Below are 22744 nucleotides of genomic sequence, written 5' to 3' on the forward strand. Positions count from 1 at the left end.
TAAATTTAATCCAAATTCTAGCTATAAATCCGCTTAACTAAACGACATTGACATAAAAATCTAAATTTAGTATTTCTTGAAAAGATAACAACATCATAGAGTAATATGTGTTTGGATAAAAAGCCCCAACACACGAAAAAATTCAGTTGTTAAGATAAAACTAGAGTCTCAAACAAAGTTGAAAAATGAAAAAAGTCAATTTCGTAGGTAAAATCATTATTGCAGTTGGCATTCTACATCTTTTTACAACAGTTCAGGAATTTAATGGCTTTGGTGGATATTTTGACAACGCATGGACAATACTTGTGGTCAGTTTGATGTTAGTTGGGACTGGAAGTGCTATCGTTTTAATAAGCAGAAAGTCATTATGACCAAAGAAAAAGCAACAACTCATAATCATTGACCTTCTTCCCCCACCCCTTTTCTTTCCAGCCTAAAATTGCGTATTTTTGTATACGCAAATAACCCATTCGCATTGAAATACACCATTCCTACAACCAATTTACCTGTTCAAGAAATCGTTGAACAAGTTGTCGCACATTTCGCTACTGAAACTTCCCTTATTGTTAAAGCGCCTCCTGGTGCTGGTAAAAGTACGCTCCTACCCTTGACCTTCTTAAATGAGCCTTGGTTGAAAGGTAAAAAGATCATTGTACTTGAACCGCGTCGATTGGCTGCTAAAACCATTGCAAAGCGTTTAAGCCACTTATTGGGCGAAGAAGCAGGTGAAACCGTTGGTTATCGTATACGATTTGAAACTCGTGTAAGTGACAAGACACGTATTGAAGTAGTGACCGAAGGGATATTGACCCGCATGTTGCAATCCGACAATCAATTGACGGATGTGGCTCTGGTTATTTTTGATGAATTCCACGAACGCAGCATACACGCAGACGTAGCATTGGCGCTATGTAGAGAAGCTCAACTTACGAAGCGAAATGATTTACGCTTACTGATTATGTCGGCTACGATGGATTTACCTGAGTTGTCAGCAAAATTACAAGCGAAAATTATTCAAAGTGAAGGCAAGCAGTATCCTGTAGCCATTCATTACATGGGTGCAACAGACATGCACTTATTACCCGAATTAACGGCGCGTGTAGTAATCAAAGCAAGCAAAGCCAATAAAGGTGACATCTTAGTATTCCTACCTGGACAAGCAGAAATCATTGGGTGCAAAGAACTCCTTGAAGGTAAATTAGCAAACACCGTTATACATACACTCTATGGTCAACTTCCATTTGCTCAACAACAAGCGGCTCTCCTACCCGATGTAGACGGCAAGCGCAAGGTTGTACTTGCTACTTCTATTGCAGAAACAAGTTTAACGATTGAAGGTGTTACAACTGTAGTAGATTCAGGTTTTGGCAAGCGTTCTAAGTTTGATCCTGAATCTGGATTGTCTCGCTTAGAAACCGTAGCAATCTCAGTAGATGCAGCAGATCAACGTGCTGGTCGTGCCGGACGTTTATCTCCGGGTACCTGTTACCGCATGTGGTCGGAAGCGCAGCATGAACAGTTGCAAAGACACCATCAACCAGAAATTGAAACAACTGATTTAGCACCCTTGGTGTTAGAGATGGCGATATGGGGCATATCAAATATCTTTAACATGGTATGGTTGACTCCGCCTCCTAAATCGCACGTAAAACAAGCCAAAGAAACCTTGCATTACATCAATGCATTGCAACGAAATAAAGTAACAGAACACGGAAAAAAAATACATCAACTACCTTGCAACCCACGTATTGCACACATGTTGTTGATGGCAGAAGAATTGGAGCAAGAAGCGCTTGCGACAGATATTGCGGCTGTCATTGAAGAGAAAGATCCTCTAAATAAAAAAGAAGCCGGTGTTGATCTAAATGAACGGATCAAAGCAGTGCGTCGCTTCAGAGAAAATTCAGGCAAAGGCAGAACATTTGGCGTGATTGAGCGTGTTGCGAAATCGTATCGAGACTTAATGGAAGTAGAAGTAGAAAATACGGAATTCGATCCGTTTATGACAGGCCTTCTACTTGCGCATGCGTATCCAGAACGTGTTGCATTTGCACGACCAGGCAATCAAGCGCAATTCCAATTGGCAAATGGTGCATACGCACAGTTCAGTGGCAAAGACTCTTTGTCGCGGGAAGCGTGGTTGTCTGTAGCCCATATCGATGCACGTGAAGGCACAGGAAAAATATTTATGGCAGCTCCTTTAAATCCGAAAGATTTAAAACGCATGGTGAAAAATACGCTTGCTGCTCATTGGGATTTGATTGATGATGCCTTGATTGTACATACAGAAATGCGCATCGGACAAATTGTATTAAAGTCCATGCCTGTGGACGAACCTGGTGATGATGAATACGCACGTGCGTTGTTTGATACCGTTAGAAAAGATGGAAGAGATTTATTAAATTTTTCAACTGAATTTGAAGCATGGCAAGCGGCCATGTTTGATGCACAACAAAAATACCCACTATCGAAGTTTCCAGATGTAGATACCGAATCCTTGTTGTTTGCCTGTGAAGAATGGTTGGCGCCATTTGCAGAAGACATTGAAATCAAATCAGATTTAAAAGAGTTGGATCTGCTTAAAATTATTTCAGCAAAGGTACCTGCGGAATTATTGAAATTGGTCGAAGGACTATCCGTATAATTTTTTTTGGGTAGGCATAATGTATGCTTACCCAAAAAATTATTTTTATTTATATTTACAATATATCTACATAATAAATTTTTAAGCTATGCATCTAGACTTAGGTATTGTTAAAGAAAAGCTCTATGATGCATGTGCATTTGAAATGAGTGACTTTCGCACACAAGAAGAAAGTACAGAATACGCAGCCTGTTCGTTTCAATTGAATGCTAAAAAAATTGAACATCGCTTATCCAAAATAACACCAACCAAAATTGGACAGTTTGTTACCATTTGGAAACGCAATACAGAAGGTATTACTGTACCCTATTCTCTTTCTGATGGAATTGACTTCATTATCATTACTTCGAGATGTAAAGAACAATTGGGACAATTTATCTTTCCTATTCCTATATTGGTAGAGAAAGGAATTGTTTCTTCCGAAAGAAAAGAAGGCAAACGGGGCATTCGCGTATATCCGCCTTGGGATAAGCCAACCAGTAAGCAAGCCCTTGCAACACAAAAATGGCAACAGAATTATTTCGTATCGATACATACAGGTGATTTGATTGATATTGAATTGGTTCAACTACTATTTAAAACGAATAAAAAATAAGAACCAATGTCGCTTCCTTAAGTAAATCAATTTTATTGAGATGTTTTTTTTGCGGTGTACAAACAACCTTTTCCGAAACGGATTGGTTGGCACTAGTTGTTAGCACACCGCGTTATTTTGAGTACATTACACAACATTAGAGCTGGCGGAAACACCAACAACAGCAGTCAATGCCTGCTTGAATACTAATCTGTAAATTTTGGTAATCATTCAATCTAGAATAGCATAGAAACAGAATCGTTTATGGTTCATTGAATTTCCTTATTAACGACAATATCACCATGAAGTCATGACTCCGGTAGGAGTCACATATTTATAGAAATAGAATCACATCTATTATTTCACGCGCAATACCGTAGGTATATTTTCTATATGGTTGGTGTTTCCTCACTAGTTGCTAGCACACCGCGTTATTTTGAGTACATTACACAACATTAGAGCTGGCGGAAACACCAACAACAGCAGTCAGTTGGTGCTCCATCCTACACAAATCTAAAATAGTGAAGAAACCATTCTCTGGCCACCAACCAATAATGTCTGGGCAATTGAACTCTTCCATCACATAAATTGTACTAGTACGAACAATTAAAACGAATTCTAATGGAAGCAACGCCTAAAATGAAAGTAGAAGTATGGAGCGATATTATGTGCCCATTCTGCTATATTGGCAAACGCAATTACGAAGCTGGATTAAAGCAATTTGCGGATAGCAAAAACATCGAAATTGAATGGAAAAGTTTTCAGTTAGACCCCACTATTCCACAAGATAAGGTTATAACTGAAAACACCTATCAATATCTTGCCAATAGTAAAGGCATGTCTTACGAGCAATCGGTTCAAATGCACAACAGTGTTGTAGAAACAGCAAAGAAAGCTGGACTCGAATATAACTTTGAAAAATCTGTTGTTGCCAACTCGTTTAATGCACACCGCATGATACAATTGGCAAAAACAAAAGGCCTTGGTGATGCAGCAGAAGAACGTTTATTTTTTGCGTATTTCACAGAGGGAAAAAACTTCGGAAATACAGAAATATTAATAGAATTAGGGAACGATATTGGCCTAACAGAAGCAGAAGTACACACCGCATTAACAGATGATTCTTATGCATACAAGGTACGACAAGACATTCAAGAAGCGCAACAATTGGGCGTGAGAGGAGTACCTTTCTTTGTATTTGATCGCAAGTATGCAATCTCTGGTGCACAGCCACCGGAAGCATTCTTAGAAACGTTGGAGAAGTCTTTCACTGAATGGCGCAAAGAAAACCCATCCTCTACTTTTGAAGTATCAAACGGACCTTCTTGTTCAACAGATGGAATCTGCGAATAAGTGATATGGATTATGAACTAGCGCAATCAGTTTTACACCGTTGAGGATTGTTGGTCTAAAAGACGCAACTATGGTGGAATATATAAAAGACTAAAACATAATTGGTATTATTCTCTCATTCATTTTACTCCACAAACACATGAAAGCAATCGGATTTAACACATCCTTACCCATAAGCGACCCTAACAGTTTTATTGAATTTGAAATAGATAAGCCATTAGCTACAGGCAAAAATCTATTGGTGAAGATTCAAGCCATATCTGTAAATCCGGTCGACTATAAAATTCGCCAAAACAGTGCGAAGAATATCGTGTTAGAAACACCTAAGATAATTGGTTGGGATGCCGTTGGTATTGTAGAAGCCGTTGGCGAAGAAACAGAACTATTTAAGGTTGGTGATGCCGTTTATTATGCGGGCGATTTGACCAAACCAGGTTGCAATGCTACGCATCAATTGGTTGATGAACGCATTGTTGGTCGCAAACCTAAAAGCATTTCAAACGAAGCTGCTGCTGCCCTACCTCTAACAAGTTTAACGGCATGGGAAATTCTATTTGATCGCATGCGCATACAAAATGAAAAAGATGCAGGCAAAACGATTTTAATCATTGGTGGTGCAGGTGGTGTTGGATCTATTGCCATTCAACTCGCAAAGAAAATAGCTGGCTTAAAAGTAATCGCAACGGCATCCAGACCAGAAAGCATTGCTTGGTGCAAAGATCGTGGTGCCGATGTGGTCGTCAATCATAAAAATCTAGTGGAAGAAGTACGCACTGCTGGATTTAAGTATGTAGATTTTATTGTGGACTTTGTAGACAACAATGCGTATTGGCCCATGATGGCCGAACTTATAAAACCGCAAGGGCACATTGCTTCTATCACAGGAAGCAGCGAACCTATTGCATTAAATCTTTTAAAAAATAAAAGCGTTACGTTTTCATGGGAATTGATGTATACTCGATCTATGTTTCAAACGGAAGACATGATTGAACAGCACAACATATTAAATAAAATTTCCGATTTGATTGAAGCAGGAACGTTAACATCCACCTTGCAAACAACATTGAATGGCTTTACAACAGATAATTTAAAGGAAGCACACGCTCTCTTAGAGTCTGGTAAAACAATTGGTAAAGTTGTGATTTCATTTTAATTTGAATAGCCAATAAATAGGAGTGTAATTTTTAAGACTACACTCCTATTATTTTTTTTATTGAAAAGTATTGCTGCCTTCGGGAGTGCGCATATATTATTTGTTTGGGTATTGCTATAAATACGTGATTCCTCTAGAGTCAATGCTGAAATAAAATTCAGATACCACTATATTCCTTGAGAGCTTGCCTAGGTTTTTAAACACATAAAATACGTCCTTCATAAATCAAGGTTTTACAAAAATTGCATTACAAGTTCGCTATTACTCCTTGCTTTTCTCCTTCACTATGTGGAACTTAACCTACTATTCAATCTTTCCGTTAGTAGTATGGGCAGAATCCCTAAATTTTATTTAATCTTAGACGTCATGAGGTATTTAACCTTAACTCTTTTATCATTCTTTACACTTACTCTTGCAATGGCACAAACTACTGATATGCAAAAACGCTGGGATAAAATTGAGTCCTATCTAAATCAATCCTTACCAAAGTCTGCTTTAACAGATTTAGAACAACTATACAGCGAAGCTAAAGAAAAACAGAATGTTGATGATCAAATTAAAGCATTGATCTATATCATGCGTTGTACCGATCTTGTAGAAGAAGATGCCTTTGAAAAAGATATTGCTTTTATTCAAAAAGAAATCACTACCGCTGTATTCCCTGTAGATGCGATGCTACAATCTATGTTAGCCGAAATGTATTGGCAGTATTTTCAACGCAATCGTAATTCAGAGATTAGCGCTTCAAGCCATGTAGATGAAACCGACATTCAAACTTGGGATCCCAAAACGATATTAGAAGCGTGTATTCAGGCCTATCATGCATCTTTAAAAGATAAAGAGAAACTACTGCTCTTTTCAACAGATACGTTCAAAAATGTTATATCATTTAACAAATATCATGCATACACATTAAATTTGTATGACTTTTTAGGTAAAAAAGCATTAACCTTTTTTAAATCTTCCGAAGCAAGTGTAACAAGGCCTGCAGAACAATTCAATTTAAATAATGCAGGATATTTTTCAATGCCGGCAGAATTCATTCAACAATCGATACAAAGTACAGATACCTTAAGTCTTCATTTATATGCAATACAATTAATGCAAGATTTGGAAAAATTACATATAACCGATACCGATCCTTCCATACTTATTGATCTAGCCTTAGCACGTTTAAAATTTGTGGCTTCAAATTCTGTGCTTCCCAATTCAACAGAACTCCAATTGAATACATTATCTAAAATAGAACAGTTTTGTTTAACGTATGAAGCTTCAACAGAAGTAACTTATGAAATAGCGGCAATATGGCAAGAGCGTGCAACAGATATGAGTGGCTTCAAAAATAGTCCTGCTTATCCGGATGCAAATCTTAAAAGCATACAAATATGTGATGCTGCGATCAAACGTTTTCCGAATTCATTGGGAGCACATAACTGTGAGCGCATAACATACAGCATCCACAAACCTTCCTTAGAACTTACAATAGAAGAGGCTGTTATTCCACAAATGCCTTTCCGTACATTTGTAGTATATAACAACATCAAACAGGTTTCTTTACGCGTTATTCATTTAACTGTAGCCGAAGTAGAAAAACTAAGAAACAACCTCGACTATAATTATGATGTAGATCGATTCGATCAATTCAAACCCTACTTAGACCGTACGCCAATAAAGCAATGGACTACAGATCTTATTCAAGATCCACAATTGCGTGCGCACAGTACAGAAATTATTATTGATCCCTTACCAGTAGGCATCTACCTAATTATTGCTTCCGATGTCGCAGAAATTGAAAAAGACAAAGCTATTTTTGCCTACACATTCACAACCGTTACAAACATTGCTTTTGTATCCCGCATCAAAAAAGATAAAGCAGAAATTTATGTATTAAACCGATATACAGGCAAGCCAATTAAGGATGCCAAAGTAAGTGCATTCAAAAGTGATTACGATTATGACGCACGCAAGACCCGTAAAAAAGTATTGGGTGTTTATACGACGGATGCTGAAGGATACACAGAAGTATCGGGAGAGAAAGATACGCATTCGATGTATGTCAATATTGATGTCAGCACAAAGAATGATCAATTAATTACGGATTCTAGAAATTCATCTGGCTTTTACTTATACAAAGACTATCGAGAATATACTACATCTAACATATTCCCTTCACGTTTATTACTCTTTACAGATCGAGCCATTTACAGGCCCGGACAAACCGTATATTTCAAAGGTATATTATACAATGATACAGAGACAAAAAATGCGTTTACTGTGGCAAAAAAAATGCATGTAGAAATATATTTTTATGATGCCAACGGAAAGGAAACTGCTTCTCAAACACTCGTAACAAATGAATTCGGTTCAATTCAAGGTACATTTACAGCACCGATGGGTTCGCTTACGGGCAGCATGAGTATTGGAAATCCGATGGCTCGTGCACATTTTAATGTAGAAGAATATAAACGACCGAAATTTGAAGTAAGCATACAACCACTTGTAGGCCAATTTAAATTAAATCAAGAAATACATGTAAAGGCAGTTGCAAAAGCATTTGCTGGAAATGCAATTGATGGAGCCCAAGTCCATTACCGTGTTGTAAGAGAAATAAATATTCCCTATTGGTATGCAAAATACTGGGAAAATATAAACCAACAAGAAACTGTTATAACAACGGGGACAACACAAACGAACATAGATGGAAGCTTTGACATCCATTTCTTAGCTCTACCAGATGCATCTGTTTCACCAGAAAGTAAATCAACGTTTACCTACACTGTACATGCAGACGTAATTGACATCAGCGGAGAAACACGCAGCGATCAATACTCCATTTCCATCGGTTATTCTTCCTTAATTTTAAAGATACAGACACCAAGCACGATTGAAAAAGGCAAATTCGAAACAGTACAAATTAGTGCAACCAATCAATCTGGAGAACCCGAATCTGCACGTGTACACATTACGATATTTAAACTCGAAGCACCGAATAAAGCTCTTCGTAAGCGCCTTTGGGAAACGCCAGACAAACCATTATTGACTGAGAATGCATTCCATAAAATCTTCCCTGAAGACGAATATGCGAATGAAACAGCAGTTGAAAATTATCCGAAGAAACGCATATTCGAAACAGATGTAGTAACGAGTCCAGAAAAACCAACATCATGGAGCATTCCTGATAATTGGGAAGTCGGACAATACCTTATCCTTGCAACTGCACTTGATGGAGATCAAGCAGAAAGCGAAACACAAGCATTCTTTACAAAAATAGATCCTACAAGTACTAAGTTGCCGTATGCGATGACCTCGTATACCCATTTGGAACAAGCACGTGTAGAACCACTCGATAAAGCTTCTTTTGAGATTGGCTCTTCTTTTGCAGATGTACATGTTCTTTGTGAGATAGAACGAAACGCAACAATTATTCGTAAAGAGTTCTTTTCGCTTAAAAATGAAACGAAAAAAATTGAACAACTTATTACCGAAGCAGATCGTGGTGGATTAAGTATTCATTATGTTTTTATTCATAACAACCGTGTATATGGAGGCACAGAAAATATTAGTGTACCCTTCACGAACAAAGATCTAACGATTAAGTGGGAAACCTTTAGAAGTAAATTATCGCCAGGACAAGCAGAACAGTGGCGTTTGATCATAAGCAATAGCAACGGAGAAAAAGCACATGCAGAATTTTTAGCAAGCATGTATGATTCTTCGCTAGATGCTTTTGCCCTGCACCAATGGCAAATACATTTATACCAGTCAAATTACAATCAGCTCGGCTGGATGAATCATCTTAGTACTTTTGGTAGTGATCATTTTGACGTTTGGGATAACTACAGAGATGTGAAGTATACATTCTTTAAACACTACGACCAATTCAACTGGTTTGATTATACCTTTGGAATAAATTACAATTGGTATGGCAACCGTCTTATGTCTATGAGTAAAAGCGCTCATTCAATCGGCGGCGCCGTTAAAGAAGAAGCGAATATGAGTATGGCCCCATCTTCCAGTATGGCCGACAAAAACACTCCTAGTGGTTCTATCCAAGATTCGATACATTCGAAAACCGTTTCTAAACCCATTCCTGATAACACAACGGCATCTGAACTAAAAAACCAACCTTCCATACGAAAGGATTTTAGAGAAACAGCCTTCTTCCTACCCCAACTACAAACAGATAGCGCAGGCAATATTGTGTTAAACTTTACCATGCCCGAAGCATTAACACGATGGAAACTTTTGGGGCTTGCACATACTAAAGACATGCAGTTCGGTTTTACACAGCAAGAAGTAGTTACGCAAAAAGAATTGATGGTGGTACCCAATGTTCCACGTTTTCTGCGTGAAGGGGATGAACTTATGTTATCAGCTAAAGTTACGAATCTAAGCGGCGGAACATTAAAAGGTACTGTGACTTTGCAGTTGTTTGATGCAACAACCATGAAGCCAATTGATACAGAATTAGGTAATACAGAAGCACTGAAACCTTTTGGCGATGCAAACACTCCTAGCGAAGTCAAAACCTGGTCGATCAAAGTACCAGCTGGCGTGCAGGCGATCACCTATCGTATCGTTGCAACAGCAGGAAATTTTAGCGACGGAGAAGAAAATATAATACCTGTATTTTCAAACAGAATGTTGGTAACGGAAAGTATACCAATGGTGGTTACAAGAGGTCAAACGAAAACGTACAACCTAGATAAGCTTGCAAACAATACCTCAAAAACGTTAGTGAACCATCGCTTAACATTGGAATTAACGCCCAACCCTATTTGGTATGCAGTACAAGCCCTTCCCTATTTAGCAGAGTATCCATACGAATGTGCAGAACAAACCTTCAGTCGATATTATGCAAATTCGCTTGCAGGATTTGTAGCCAATAGCAGCCCAGCATTGAAACGCATGTTTGATTTGTGGAAAGACTTAGCACCAGATGCATTGCTTTCTAATCTTGAAAAAAATCAAGAACTCAAAATGTTGTTGTTAGAACAAACGCCTTGGTTGCGGGATGCAGAAAACGAAACGGAACAAAAAAAACGCATCGGTTTATTATTTGACCTTACCCGCATGAACAGTGAAATGGATCGTGCACTTGGTACCCTCCAAAAGATGCAATTGAATAATGGCGCATTCCCTTGGTTCACGGGCATGCGCGAAGACCGTTACATTACGCAACACATCCTTACAGGATTGGGGCATCTGAAGCACTTGGGAATACAAGGTAGAAATGATACACAGATCACAGATATCACCGAAGCTGCTTTAAGCTATTGCGACAAAGAATTGCTAAAAGATTATACAGAACTTCTAAAACGTGCCAAAGCTAAAGACATCATACTTGAAGAAGTACGCCCATCGTCTACAGAATTACACTACTTATATGGAAGAAGTTTCTACGAGCGAAGCACAGATGGTGAACTTGAAAAAGCAATACTATTCTACAAAAAACAATCTCGTAAATACTGGACAGAGTACAGCATTTACGAACAAGCATTGATTGGTATTACAGCATTTCGTGATGGCAATACACAGGTATCTAATTTGATTCATAAGTCCTTTAAAGAACGCGCTATCAATAGTGAAGATAAAGGCATGTATTGGAAAGCGAATGAAGGGTATTATTGGTATCAAGCGCCTATCGAGCGCCAAGCATTGTTAATCGAATTCTTTGAAGAAGCGGCAAAAGATCGTGTATCGGTTGACAACATGCGTTTCTGGTTGCTTACACAAAAACAAACCACACACTGGAAAACAACTAAAGCAACAACCGAAGCATGTTATGCCTTGTTATTGAATGGTAGCACTTGGTTAAACGAAGACACTACACTTACAGTAACAATAGGCAATAAAGTCATTGACTTCCCTAAAAGTGCAATTAACCCTACCCAGACAAAAGTATGGAATGGCATAGAAATAAAACCAGAATTATCGACGGTAACAATAAGCAAACAAGGTGAAGGTATTGCTTGGGGCGCTTTACATTGGCAGTATTACGAAGACTTGGATAAAATCACCACACATAAAAATACACAAGTACAACTGACAAAAGAATTGATGTTAGCTGTACAAACAAGCAGTGGTGAAGTATTGACTCCTGTTACAACAACAACGGTTTTAAAAGCGGGAGATCTGATAAAAGTAAAATTAATTATTCGCAGTGATCGTGATTTAGAATATGTACACCTCCAAGACATGCGTGCAGCGGGTTTCGAACCATTGAATGTTTTATCGGGTGCAAAATGGAATAACAGTTTTGGATATTATGAAAGCACACGAGATGCGTCTACCGATTTCTTCATTGGTTATTTACCAAGAGGTACATACGTATTTGAATATAGTCTGCGCGTTAACAATGCGGGTAACTTCTCGAATGGTATTACGAATATACAGTGTATGTATGCCCCTGAGTTCAATGCGCATTCAGAAGGTATACGAGTAGAAATTAAATAATAACATTACGTATTATGAATATGCCTCAGCCGATTGGATTGAGAATGGTTATACCATATCTTATTTGAGAAATGTAATTGGATTTTGTATTACACAACCATGGCAAAAAAAGTATATAGTTTATAATATTTGAATAAATATAAACATCTATTCAAGACAATAAAAAAGGTCTATCCAAATACATGGATAGACCTTTTAATATAAATAACGTTGAATTTTTATTTTACACGTTCAACGTATTCTCCTGTTTCTGTATTGATACGAAGCTTATCGCCTGTCTCAACAAACAATGGAACCTGAACATTGATACCACCTTCTACTTCTGCAGCTTTTAATGATTTAGAAGTAGAGTCACCTTTAATTCCGTTTTCAGTATAAGTAACTACCAATTCAACATGTTTTGGAAGCACACCATCTAAGGGTTGTTCATCGTCATCAAAACGAATCGATAAAATCATCTCTTCTTTTACAAATTTAATTGCATCGCCAAAGGCTACTTTAGGAATGGAAATTTGTTCAAACGTTTCCTGATTCATACAAACCAATGAATCGCCTTCCTCATATAAATATTGCATCTCAACAACTGTTACACGAACGATGTCAACCTTTTCTCCAGATCTAAAACGAACTTCACTTTGTTTGCCCGTTTTAACGTTGCGACATTTTGTAGAATAAATTGCATTGCCTTTTCCGGGCGTAATGTGATCGTAACTTAAAACAGTTAGTAGTTCACCATCTTGCTTAAAAAAACATCCTTTTGAGATATCTGATGTAGTTGCCATATATTAATTTTACTATGTTTATTATTTAAGGACTATAAAGGTATTCACAGAAACCGAGATTGACAAATAAAATCTCGGACATCTACGTTAACAAACTCATAAATAAGCAATTAAATGAAGGGTTCTATGACAGTGCATTCACCTAGAGGAAGCAATTTATCTCAATCAAAAGTGTGTTCGTGATAAAACTACGCCCGCATGTAATCGCCTTTCCAATTTTGAATGGATTTTTTAATTTGATCGGATGATAATTTTTCTTGAATTGCACGCTCTGTTAAGGCAACAAATTCCTCATCAGATGCAAATCGTAACGCAGCCAATTGTGAAAATGTAAGTGGAGATGCTAAGGTATCCAAACGTTTATTAGTACTGGCAAAATAACGATAATACACTTCCAAACGAACAATTCGGTTTTGATTGTTCAGCGCATAATGTTGGCGCATCATAAAAGAAATAGCAGTAATTAAAAAAAAGACAACTGCAATAGCTCCCCAAATCAAACATTCTCCTTCTCTGTGCATCATTAAATAGATACTGCTACCAATGCATGTTAGCAAAATAGGATACAATACGAAATGATGCGGAATGTAAAATTGAGAGTGATTGGAATAGTTTTGTGTTTTCATTTGAACAAATTTTTAAGAGGTTTTGAAGGAATTAGAATGCAGAAATTCTGCTTTATTACCTTAATTTATGCTAAATTGGGATAGAATAAAAGATTTGTACATCATTAGTTTTATATACCTTTTAAATGAACATCTATGACTGAAAAAGAAATTGTTGATTATTTAAAAAATAATTCGATTCAGAAAATAAAAATTGCTATTACTGATATAGATGGTGTTTTGAGGGGGAAATACATTCATACAGATAAATTTTTAGAAAGTATTGATAAAGGCATTGGTTTTTGCGACGTAATTTTTGGTTGGGACTGTGCAGATGTATGTTATGATAATGTTGCTGTTACAGGCTGGCACACGGGCTATCCAGACAAATTAGCAAAAATGGATTTGAGTACGTTCCGATTGATTCCCTGGGAAAATAACACCCCTTTAATTTTGGGAAACTTCAAACATACAGATTCAACAGACCTTTCCATTTGTCCGAGAACACTTTTAGAAAAAGTTTCTAAACAGGCAAAAGACATAGGTTTTGAGACCTCCTTTGCACAAGAATTTGAATGGTATAATTTTATAGAAACCCCTCAAAGTTTATCCGAAAAAAAATACCAACATCTTACCCCACTTACGCCGGGTATGTTTGGGTATTCGTTATTGAGAACATCTTCCGAAGATGCCTATTACACCGACCTATTTGATTTATTGTGCGCCTTTGGCATTCCAATTGAAGGTTTACATACCGAAACAGGTCCGGGTGTTTGTGAAGCGGCCTATTTACACGACTCTATTTTACACGCTGCTGATAAAGCTGCATTGCTTAAAACAGCAGTAAAACAAATTGCATACAAACATGGAATCATTGCTACATTCATGGCAAAAATAAATGAAAACCTTCCGGGTAGCGGCGGACATATTCATCAAAGTTTATGGAATGCGGATAAAACCAAAAACGTTTTTTTTGATGCAAGTGATGAACACAATATGAGTGAAACGATGAAGCAGTATTTGGCTGGACAAATCCATTGTTTACCACATATTCTTCCCATGCTCGCTCCTACAATTAATAGCTACAAACGTCTGGTTGAAGGCGCATGGGCACCTACTACCTTAACGTGGGGAGTAGACAATCGTACCACTGCATTGCGAGTGATAAGTCAATCGCCACAATCTACCCGCATTGAACAGCGAATTTCTGGAGCAGATACCAATCCCTATTTAGCAATGGCAGCATCTTTGGCGAGTGGTTTGTATGGCATTAAACACAAACTTAAATTAAATGTAGAACCTACGGTTGGAAATGGGTATATCAATACATCTGCGGATAGATTAGCAGCCAACTTAATGGATGCTACACAAATCATGAAAACATCTAAAATAGCTGAAGAATTATTTGGAACAGAATTCATAAGTCATTTCACTGCAACCCGTGAATGGGAATGGAAACAACATTTAAAGCATGTGAGTGATTGGGAATTGAAACGTTATATGGAAATTATTTAAGGATACTCTTTTTATAAAAGTCTAATGGAATTAAATCATCTATCTACTATTATTGGCAAAGCTTGGCATGGCTTTGATAGTAGTAAGGAAATAAAAAATATTGAAGACATCAGTGCAAAGGTTTCTACAAACTATGTGTATCGTGTAAATTTTGTAGACGAAGATATTGTAATCGCAAAAGTCTCTTATTTCGGCAAGTACGAAAATTTTAAAGAAGACCACCGCATCATACACGCGCTATCAAATAACTTATTATATCCATTTGAAAATGTTTTAGGTAAATCGTTGCTTAAAAACAATCAAGTGTATACTTACAGGTATCAAGAAAACAACATAGATGCATGGGTTGTCTTTTACAATCCTGTACGCACGCAAAATAGGTTGCCAAGTAGATTGAGTGAAAACGATATACGCAAACTTGGCGAGCAGATGGGCAAATTTCATAAAGCCTGTTCTAAAGTTCGAACCGTAATCCCAAAGTCTTCAAAGACACTACGTACGGATATTTACAAATTGTTAGAATCATTGGATGCAAATGAAAAATTATTTGGTTCACGTGAACGATCAATTTATTTAAAACACCATTGCGAACAGTTTTTAAAAAATAGAAATAAATTGGGCGTAAAGCAATTTGATATTATGCCCATATTTATCGATTGGAATATTGGAAATTTTTCAGTCAACGATAAATTTGAATTATTCTCACGTTGGGATTACGATTGGTTTCGGATGAGTTATCGCATGTTGGATTTCTATTTCTTTAGCAGGGTTGTTTCGGATGTGGGCGATCGTACAGCCTTTAGTTATTTAATAGGTCCTTTGATGGAAGACCGTTTCATTATATTCCTTGAAGAATATCACAAGGTGAATCCATTAACTCGTAATGAAATTCTATTCTTAAAAGAAAGCTATCGTTTTTTCATTTTAAATTATGTGATGAAAGATGGCAATTATTTCTTTGCTGAAAAATATGCAATCAAACTTCAAGCGGAAGCTTTTGAAATATATCTTCCCTCCATTGATACAGAATTTGATGCAACCAAGATCTTAGAAGCATTGAAATTATAATAAAGTTAAAAGTTGTAAGTTATACGTTTTAAGACTTAAAGGTTCCGCCGTATTTGTGACTTATCCACCTAGGAACAAGCGTAATTAATTTTAGTCTAATACTGAATAGTAATAATACTTAAGTTAAAGAAATTTAAAAACGAATTATGAATATTGAAAACTTTAAATCCATATTACCCAAATACAAAACCATTTTCTTCGATGCTTTTGGGGTACTCAAAAATTACAATGGATTGCTACCCGATATCGATAAAACGTTTGAGTACCTAAAAGAACAAAATCAAGATTTTTATATATTAACCAACGACGCATCTCGCAGTCCCAAACAGTTAGCTGAATCGTATCATAAATTGGGATTGTATGCCATAACAGAAGATAAAATAATTTCTTCGGGTATGATTACCAAAGAATACATTGATCTTAAAGTAGACGGAGGTATCGTTGCCTATTTAGGCACAAAAAACTCGGCACAATATTTGGAAGGCAATGGAACGAGGTTGGTTCCTGTAAGTGAAATAGACGACAGCAATATTGGAGAAGTTAATGCGTTAGTACTACTAGATGATGAAGGATTTGATTGGTTCAAGGATTTAAACAAAACAGTTAACCTACTTCGTAAACGAACAATACCAGCTATCGTAGCAAATACAGACAATACCTATCCTGTAAACCAACATGATGTTGCAATAGCAATTGGTGGGGTTGCAACGATGATTGAAAGTATTTTAGGGAGACGTTTTATTCGTTTTGGAAAACCAGACACAACCATGTTTATGTTTGCCTACGATCTACTAAAGCAAAAAATGACTATTTCTAAAAGAGAAATTTTAATGGTTGGCGATACCTTGCATACCGATATTTTAGGCGGAAATAAATTTGGCATAGATACCGCACTTGTATTAACAGGAAATACACGTATTGATGATGCAGAAACAAAAATAAAATCAATGGGGATTGTACCCACACATATTTGTGAATCTGCTGTTATTGAAAATAATTAATTTCAAACAAAACCCATAAATTCGCAATTTCATTTCAACCGTATATTTATTTTATAAAAAAATTAATCTTTATTGTGAGCTTTTTAGTCTGCTCCCAAAGCATTTTTGCGCAATTAGAAAAAGGAATGAAAAGTATTGGTTTATCCTCTGGTTTTAATTATAATAAAAGTTTTAACAATGAAAACGCTACAATAAATTCAGAAGAAACAGAACGTACCATTAGTTCATATAATTATGGTATTTCACCAACAATTAACTACTTCTTATCCAGTAAATTTTCTGTTGGATTAAGTATTGGTTACACAGGAAGTGTTATAAATAACAATGCTAAATATAGTTCTTCTTACTTTAATACTTTTGATTTAACAAATCATACCAAAATCCAAAACTCTTATTTTAAAGGCGTTTCTAATGGTATAAATATATCTCCCAATGCAACATATTATATACCTTTGAGTGATCAATTTTTTTTCTTTCTTAGAGGTGGCATAGGTTCTTCATTTAGCCAATCTAAATCAACTGGAACAAGTAATTTTACAGATTATAATACCACAAATAATGCCATATATACAAATTCCATTGAAAACACACCAAATAAAGTATACATATTCAATTTTAATGTAGGCATTAGCCCAGGTATTTTATTTATGCCTACAAAGAAAATCGGTCTAGAATTTTCAATAGGTAATTTAATCTCATACAACCACTTTCAAAATAATCAACCTAGTAAATCCTTCTCAATCACAAATAACGGATTTCAGTTTTTAAATATCAATTCCATGTCTGTAGGTACCGCTATTTATTATTTCTTTTAACTATTATTTAAAACACATTAACAACCGTAAAATTAACTCTCATGAAAAAAACAATTATAATCATCAGTCTACTATTTTGCTCCCAAAGCATATTTGCACAATTAGAAAAAGGCATGAAAAGTATCGGTTTATCCTCTGGACTGACATTATCAAAGTCAAACAATGAATCAAATAGTACTACGCCAAATGGTACAAATATCACATTAAATAATATTCAAAAAAATACAGGCTACTCTATTGCGCCAACGTTCAGTTATTTTTTATCGAGCAAATTTGCAATCGGTCTAAGCATTGGCTATAGTGGTTATTCAAATACTACAGATTACCAAAATTATAATAATAACATCCTTAATAACAATCATACAAAAACTACTTCTGGAGGCGTAAACATTGCTCCTTTTATTAAATACTATATTCCTTTGAGCGATCAAGTATTCTTTTATTTCAGAGGCGGTATTGGAGCAGGTATTAGTAACGGTAAAACTTCTGGATATGCGGACAATACTACTCTGGATGCATTCGGAAATTCTACTTTTACAAATAGAACGGGGAAGTATGGACCAAATAAAACGAACACGTTCAGTACTTCAATTGGCATTAACCCTGGAATATTATTTATGCCTACTAAAAAAATAGGCATCGAATTATATACCGGTAATCTTATTGGTTACAACTACAGAGAAGATAAAACAGAATACGCAAACGGAGCCAATTCAACAAAAAGTACCCAAAGCGGCATTCAATTTTTAAACTTCAATACCTTAAATGTAGGTACAGGTGTTTATTATTTCTTTTAACATACTGAAATCAAAAAAATAAAAATGGCTTGTTGAAATCAACAAGCCATTTTTATTTAAGCTTTATAAAAAATTTTACAAGACCTCTATATACTACATACATAGGATCTATTTCTTTCAATATTTCTAAATATCTACCTACAATATTTTTATACTTATAAGTAAAGGCTTGTCGGGCTTCATATCTACAACGCTTCACCAATGCCTGTTTCTCTTGTGCTGAAGTGCATAACCACCAAGCCTTTTTACAAACATTCAAGGTTGATTCAAACATTGCCAATTGATTTGCTTGATAGAATTGACTGGACAATGATTTTGTAACAGTACGTTTTGCAGATAATATCTCAGGCATATATGCATACTCAAATATACGAGCAGATCGTATCCAAAAATCAAAGTCTTCATAGGCTAAGCATTCATCATAGCCATTCAGTTTATCAAATACTTCCCTCCGACTCATCATGCTTACTGGATTTATGTAGTATTGACTGAGCAGGGCTTCAAATACATCACCGGAAGGTATGTTAGTGATTGAACTTCTATGATGAAACGTTGGATAATGTGTATATAATAAAGAGCCATTCTCAGAAACAATATCCACGTTGGTAAATATCACTCCTACTTTATTACTTTCGTTCTGAAAAAAAGCAACTTGTTTTTCAATACGAGTTGCATACATGATATCATCTAAGGCAAAGTCAATGATATAATCTCCAGTCGCATGTTTATACGCTTTATTAAAAGATGTACAGTTACCTATATTCTTCTCATTCTTTAAAAATAATATCGAACGACCAGTTATACACGATTCAATTACCTGACAACTTGTATCGGTGCTTGCATCGTCTATTACTATTAATTCAATGTTAGAATAGCTTTGATTAAAAATAGAATATAATGCCTCTTGTATAAAAGGTGCATGGTTATAGCTTATCGCTATAATGGTTACGAGTGGTCTTCTTTTACCATCCATACTGTTTTATAATAGATCACGATTAATATTGAATAAACAATGTATCGCACCAAATTAGCCATAGCCATTACTTCCCACGTAAAATATTCTGTTCCAAAAAGGAATACCAATACAAATGCAATGCCCGATAGAATTTCAAAAAATATAAACCTACGCGTATCTGAAGATGCCATTAATAAGTAGGCTCCCACCCATGAAACACAACGCAACCAATCACCAATTAGTATAAGAAGAAAGTACTTGTCTGCTTTCACAAACTCTTCTGTAAATAAAATTTTAAATAAGAGGTCGCGTAACACAAACATGCTTGTAACACCCAATATCGTTACAGGAACATATAGGAACATGAATTTTTTAACATAGGCATTCAGTTTCGTTTTATCTTTAATGCATTCAGAAGCATAAGGGTAAAAAATAGTTGCTAGAAATGCGCCACATAAAAACACAAATGCCTGTGAAATTTTAACAGCAGATTGCCACAACCCAGATTCATAGGGGCCAATCAAATCAAATGCTATTTCACGAATCACGTAATCTAAAAACTTACCTGATAGTAAGGATACAGCACCCATCAAGATTAACGGCATAAAGTAATCTTTGCCTTTGAATATAGAAGTTACATCAGACCAGGAATAATGAAACTTTTTATATACCGTAAAGAACATGTAAATAAAAACAGGAAAGTTGGATAAGGTAACTGCTAAAATAATCCAATATAAGGAGTCTGTTATATCGAAATAGATGCAACAAAACATGCCTATTACAGAGGTAATGCCAAGCAAAAAAGTATAAATGGCATAGCGTTTTAATTTATGACGGGCAACCATCCAAGAAGATGCCAATAAGTTTAATACAAATAAAAAGAACGACACTCCAATTAATAATGAAGAACCTGTATCTACAAACAACTCTTCTAAAGGAGAATCTGCCCAATACATATATACAAGTAAGCAAATCCATTGAACTAGAAAAATAAGTACATTCCAGAAAACTGCTTGTGTAAATATTCTACCTGTGTGGGATTTACTATCTTCTTCTTGTGTTAATTGGTTTATAAACGCCTTATGTATCCCCTCTTGAGGAATATGCATAAAAAAAGCAACTAGGTTTTGATAGTGCGTCAATAAAGCCAAACCAACTGGACCAAAATACACAGATACGATTTTATTAAATACAAATCCAAAACCTACGTTTAAGATGATACTAACAATTGAAAAAAAACTACTGCGTATTTGATTCATAAGTTTCAAATGTACGCATTCAGATTAAAAATTAATAATACAGAAGTGAAAATCTAAAATGTAAAGCGATAGTTTTTTTTCAAACACTCTTCAGCCCTCAAATGTCGTTTAAATGCATACAAACCTTCATTTAATACTCCCTCAACAGATGAAATCCCTAAATCTACATAGGTACATTTTTCTTGTACAGCCTTGATATAAAGTGCTTCAATGAGTAAAACCGTCGGACTCAAATGCGCATAATCGGGTGCGGAAGCAGCTAAAAAATAATACATTACGTTTTTACTCACCCGAACAAATATAGCCGTAGCAATGAGTATTTCGTCTAAATAAACCCCGGCATAGGTATATATATGTGGCATTAATTCGTAGAGCGCATTGTATTTATCTTCAGAAATAGTAATAGGAAAACCCTTATCCGTCCTTCCTTCTGCATATACCTTGTACCAATCTGAAGTATCGATGTGATCCAATAAGGCAACATACATACCCATTTTCTTGGCATTTTTTAAGCGTCTTCTTTTTTGTGGATCGATGTGCTGGTCAAATTGAATATTGGTATCTACCACAAGATATTGATTGCATTCAGTAGCCGATTCCGCAAAACCACATTTAACCAATGCATTATGTATCTCTATAGATACGTTTGGTTGATAAAAAAAAGGTGCTTGTTTAATTTCTAGGGACGCTATATCTTGCTTTCTTAGGTCAGCGATTGTTTCGGTTAAGAACAATTCAACAGGTGCGCTGGGCAGCGCTTCCAATCCACCAAATGGTGCATGAAAGCCGCTCATATATTCGCCTTTATTTGATTCTACACAAGACAACAATACCTTAGGCATATGTACATTATCGATAAAAAGTAAGGGCTTAGGTGATTCATTCTTCAAATAAAAAAATTGATTGAATAAAAAATCTGTAGATGTATTTTCAGCCGTATGCGCGTCTACCAACATATTAATTAGTGTTTTAACGAAAGGAACGTTTGATGTGTCCGAATATAATCCAACTCGTCAAATTCATCAGATGCCAGACATAATAACACAGCATTGGCACTTAAATGAATTGTACGCCAATGCAAGACTGGAATAAATAAACCCGTTGCAGGATTATTTAAGATATACACTTCGGATATGCCATCAAGCGATTCCAACTCCACTTCTACTTCCCCTGAAACAGCTATTAATACTTGTAAACAAGCTTTATGTGCATGATTTCCGCGTTCAATATGCTCAGGCGTACGATAAACCCAATACACCCGCTTAATATCAAATGGAATGTGAGTATGTACTTGAGCTACAGAAATAAAACCTATTTCTTCATCCCCAATTCCTGTAAAATGTATCAAGTATGGTTTTTCAGACATATAAAATTTGATAACTTTGGTAAATATACTGATTTACGCCAAAGTCTGACATTCGTTACAATTGATTCTATATGCTTAACCTCTTTTTAGCAATTCTCTGTACTACTTCCTTATTTATCTTATTTAGAATTCTAAAAAATCTAAAAATTGATCTATTTCAAAGTATCGTATGGAATTATGTCGTATGCAGTATCATTGGATTTGTCATACAGCACGATCAACTTACAGAAGCATTATATAACAAACATATGCCCACCGTTATTGCTTCAAGTTTGTTGGGAAGCTGTTTATTACCAGGTCTTTTTTTAATTGGTACGTGCACGCAACGCGCTGGACTAACACGTACAATTACGGCGGATAAACTTTCTATGGTAATACCAGCAGGTTTTGCTATTGCGGTA

17 protein-coding genes and 1 pseudogene are annotated in these 22744 nt (G+C 35.9%); 12 read left to right on the forward strand and 6 right to left on the reverse strand.

The genetic code is table 11. The features are described from left to right. The first annotated feature begins 185 nt into the window (after positions 1 to 185). The 6 genes from Q0543_RS15060 to Q0543_RS15085 all read left to right on the forward strand — a co-directional run bounded on the left by Q0543_RS15060 (position 186) and on the right by Q0543_RS15085 (position 12180). Positions 186 to 371 (forward strand): hypothetical protein, encoded by a 186-nt coding sequence (locus tag Q0543_RS15060; protein WP_299254919.1) that lies wholly within the window; start codon positions 186 to 188, stop codon positions 369 to 371. Between the two features lie 68 nt (positions 372 to 439). Further along, positions 440 to 2644, forward strand: a complete 2205-nt coding sequence (gene hrpB / locus Q0543_RS15065) for an ATP-dependent helicase HrpB (protein WP_299254922.1) — start codon at positions 440 to 442, stop codon at positions 2642 to 2644. Positions 2645 to 2732: 88 nt separating this feature from the next. Beyond that, positions 2733 to 3239, forward strand: a complete 507-nt coding sequence (locus Q0543_RS15070) for a MepB family protein (RefSeq protein WP_299254924.1) — start codon at positions 2733 to 2735, stop codon at positions 3237 to 3239. 600 nt (positions 3240 to 3839) lie between these two features. After that, the gene (locus Q0543_RS15075; RefSeq protein ID WP_299254927.1) at positions 3840 to 4571 is read left to right on the forward strand and encodes a DsbA family oxidoreductase; all 732 of its coding nucleotides are present in this window, start codon (positions 3840 to 3842) and stop codon (positions 4569 to 4571) included. A 139-nt stretch (positions 4572 to 4710) separates the two neighbouring features. Further along, on the forward strand, positions 4711 to 5724 hold the full coding sequence (locus tag Q0543_RS15080; protein WP_299254929.1) for a zinc-binding alcohol dehydrogenase family protein: 1014 nt from the start codon (positions 4711 to 4713) through the stop codon (positions 5722 to 5724). Between the two features lie 366 nt (positions 5725 to 6090). After that, complete coding sequence (locus Q0543_RS15085; protein WP_299254932.1) at positions 6091 to 12180, forward strand: alpha-2-macroglobulin family protein; 6090 nt, start codon at positions 6091 to 6093, stop codon at positions 12178 to 12180. 218 nt (positions 12181 to 12398) lie between these two features. On the opposite strand, the gene efp is transcribed toward Q0543_RS15085, so the two are convergent. Together efp and Q0543_RS15095 are read right to left on the reverse strand one after the other, a co-directional pair. Beyond that, positions 12399 to 12962, reverse strand: a complete 564-nt coding sequence (gene efp, locus Q0543_RS15090) for an elongation factor P (RefSeq protein ID WP_299254935.1) — start codon at positions 12960 to 12962, stop codon at positions 12399 to 12401. 188 nt (positions 12963 to 13150) lie between these two features. Beyond that, entirely contained in the window at positions 13151 to 13588 is a 438-nt protein-coding gene (locus Q0543_RS15095; RefSeq protein WP_299254938.1) for a DUF6526 family protein, read from the reverse strand. Positions 13589 to 13723: 135 nt separating this feature from the next. Here Q0543_RS15095 and Q0543_RS15100 point away from each other — a divergent pair, with 135 nt between their 5' ends. From Q0543_RS15100 to Q0543_RS15120, 5 genes are all read left to right on the forward strand, one after another. Further along, positions 13724 to 15082 (forward strand): glutamine synthetase family protein, encoded by a 1359-nt coding sequence (locus Q0543_RS15100; protein ID WP_299254941.1) that lies wholly within the window; start codon positions 13724 to 13726, stop codon positions 15080 to 15082. Between the two features lie 24 nt (positions 15083 to 15106). Further along, on the forward strand, positions 15107 to 16150 hold the full coding sequence (locus Q0543_RS15105; protein ID WP_299254944.1) for a hypothetical protein: 1044 nt from the start codon (positions 15107 to 15109) through the stop codon (positions 16148 to 16150). A 146-nt stretch (positions 16151 to 16296) separates the two neighbouring features. After that, positions 16297 to 17151: an HAD family hydrolase gene (locus Q0543_RS15110; RefSeq protein ID WP_299254947.1), complete on the forward strand. Its 855-nt coding sequence runs from the start codon at positions 16297 to 16299 to the stop codon at positions 17149 to 17151. A 74-nt stretch (positions 17152 to 17225) separates the two neighbouring features. Beyond that, the gene (locus tag Q0543_RS15115; RefSeq protein ID WP_299254950.1) at positions 17226 to 17966 is read left to right on the forward strand and encodes an outer membrane beta-barrel protein; all 741 of its coding nucleotides are present in this window, start codon (positions 17226 to 17228) and stop codon (positions 17964 to 17966) included. Between the two features lie 41 nt (positions 17967 to 18007). Next, positions 18008 to 18763 (forward strand): porin family protein, encoded by a 756-nt coding sequence (locus tag Q0543_RS15120; protein ID WP_299254953.1) that lies wholly within the window; start codon positions 18008 to 18010, stop codon positions 18761 to 18763. A 52-nt stretch (positions 18764 to 18815) separates the two neighbouring features. Here Q0543_RS15120 and Q0543_RS15125 read toward each other — a convergent pair whose 3' ends face one another. Genes Q0543_RS15125 through Q0543_RS15140 form a run of 4 tightly spaced genes read right to left on the reverse strand, consistent with a single transcriptional unit; the run spans position 18816 to position 22343 of the window. After that, positions 18816 to 19736, reverse strand: a complete 921-nt coding sequence (locus Q0543_RS15125) for a glycosyltransferase (protein WP_299254955.1) — start codon at positions 19734 to 19736, stop codon at positions 18816 to 18818. Next, on the reverse strand, positions 19709 to 20977 hold the full coding sequence (locus Q0543_RS15130; protein ID WP_299254957.1) for an O-antigen translocase: 1269 nt from the start codon (positions 20975 to 20977) through the stop codon (positions 19709 to 19711). The genes Q0543_RS15125 and Q0543_RS15130 overlap by 28 nt, the downstream gene beginning before the upstream one ends. 53 nt (positions 20978 to 21030) lie before the next feature. Further along, entirely contained in the window at positions 21031 to 21933 is a 903-nt protein-coding gene (locus Q0543_RS15135) for a GNAT family N-acetyltransferase (RefSeq protein ID WP_299254960.1), read from the reverse strand. A gap of 5 nt (positions 21934 to 21938) precedes the next feature. Beyond that, the gene (locus tag Q0543_RS15140; protein WP_299254963.1) at positions 21939 to 22343 is read right to left on the reverse strand and encodes an FdtA/QdtA family cupin domain-containing protein; all 405 of its coding nucleotides are present in this window, start codon (positions 22341 to 22343) and stop codon (positions 21939 to 21941) included. Positions 22344 to 22414: 71 nt separating this feature from the next. On the opposite strand from Q0543_RS15140, the pseudogene Q0543_RS15145 reads away from it, so the two are divergent. Then, positions 22415 to 22744, forward strand: a pseudogene (locus Q0543_RS15145) (hypothetical protein); the annotation flags it as partial.

The organism is uncultured Cytophaga sp., from assembly GCF_937863595.1.
Lineage (GTDB): Bacteria > Bacteroidota > Bacteroidia > Cytophagales > Cytophagaceae > Cytophaga.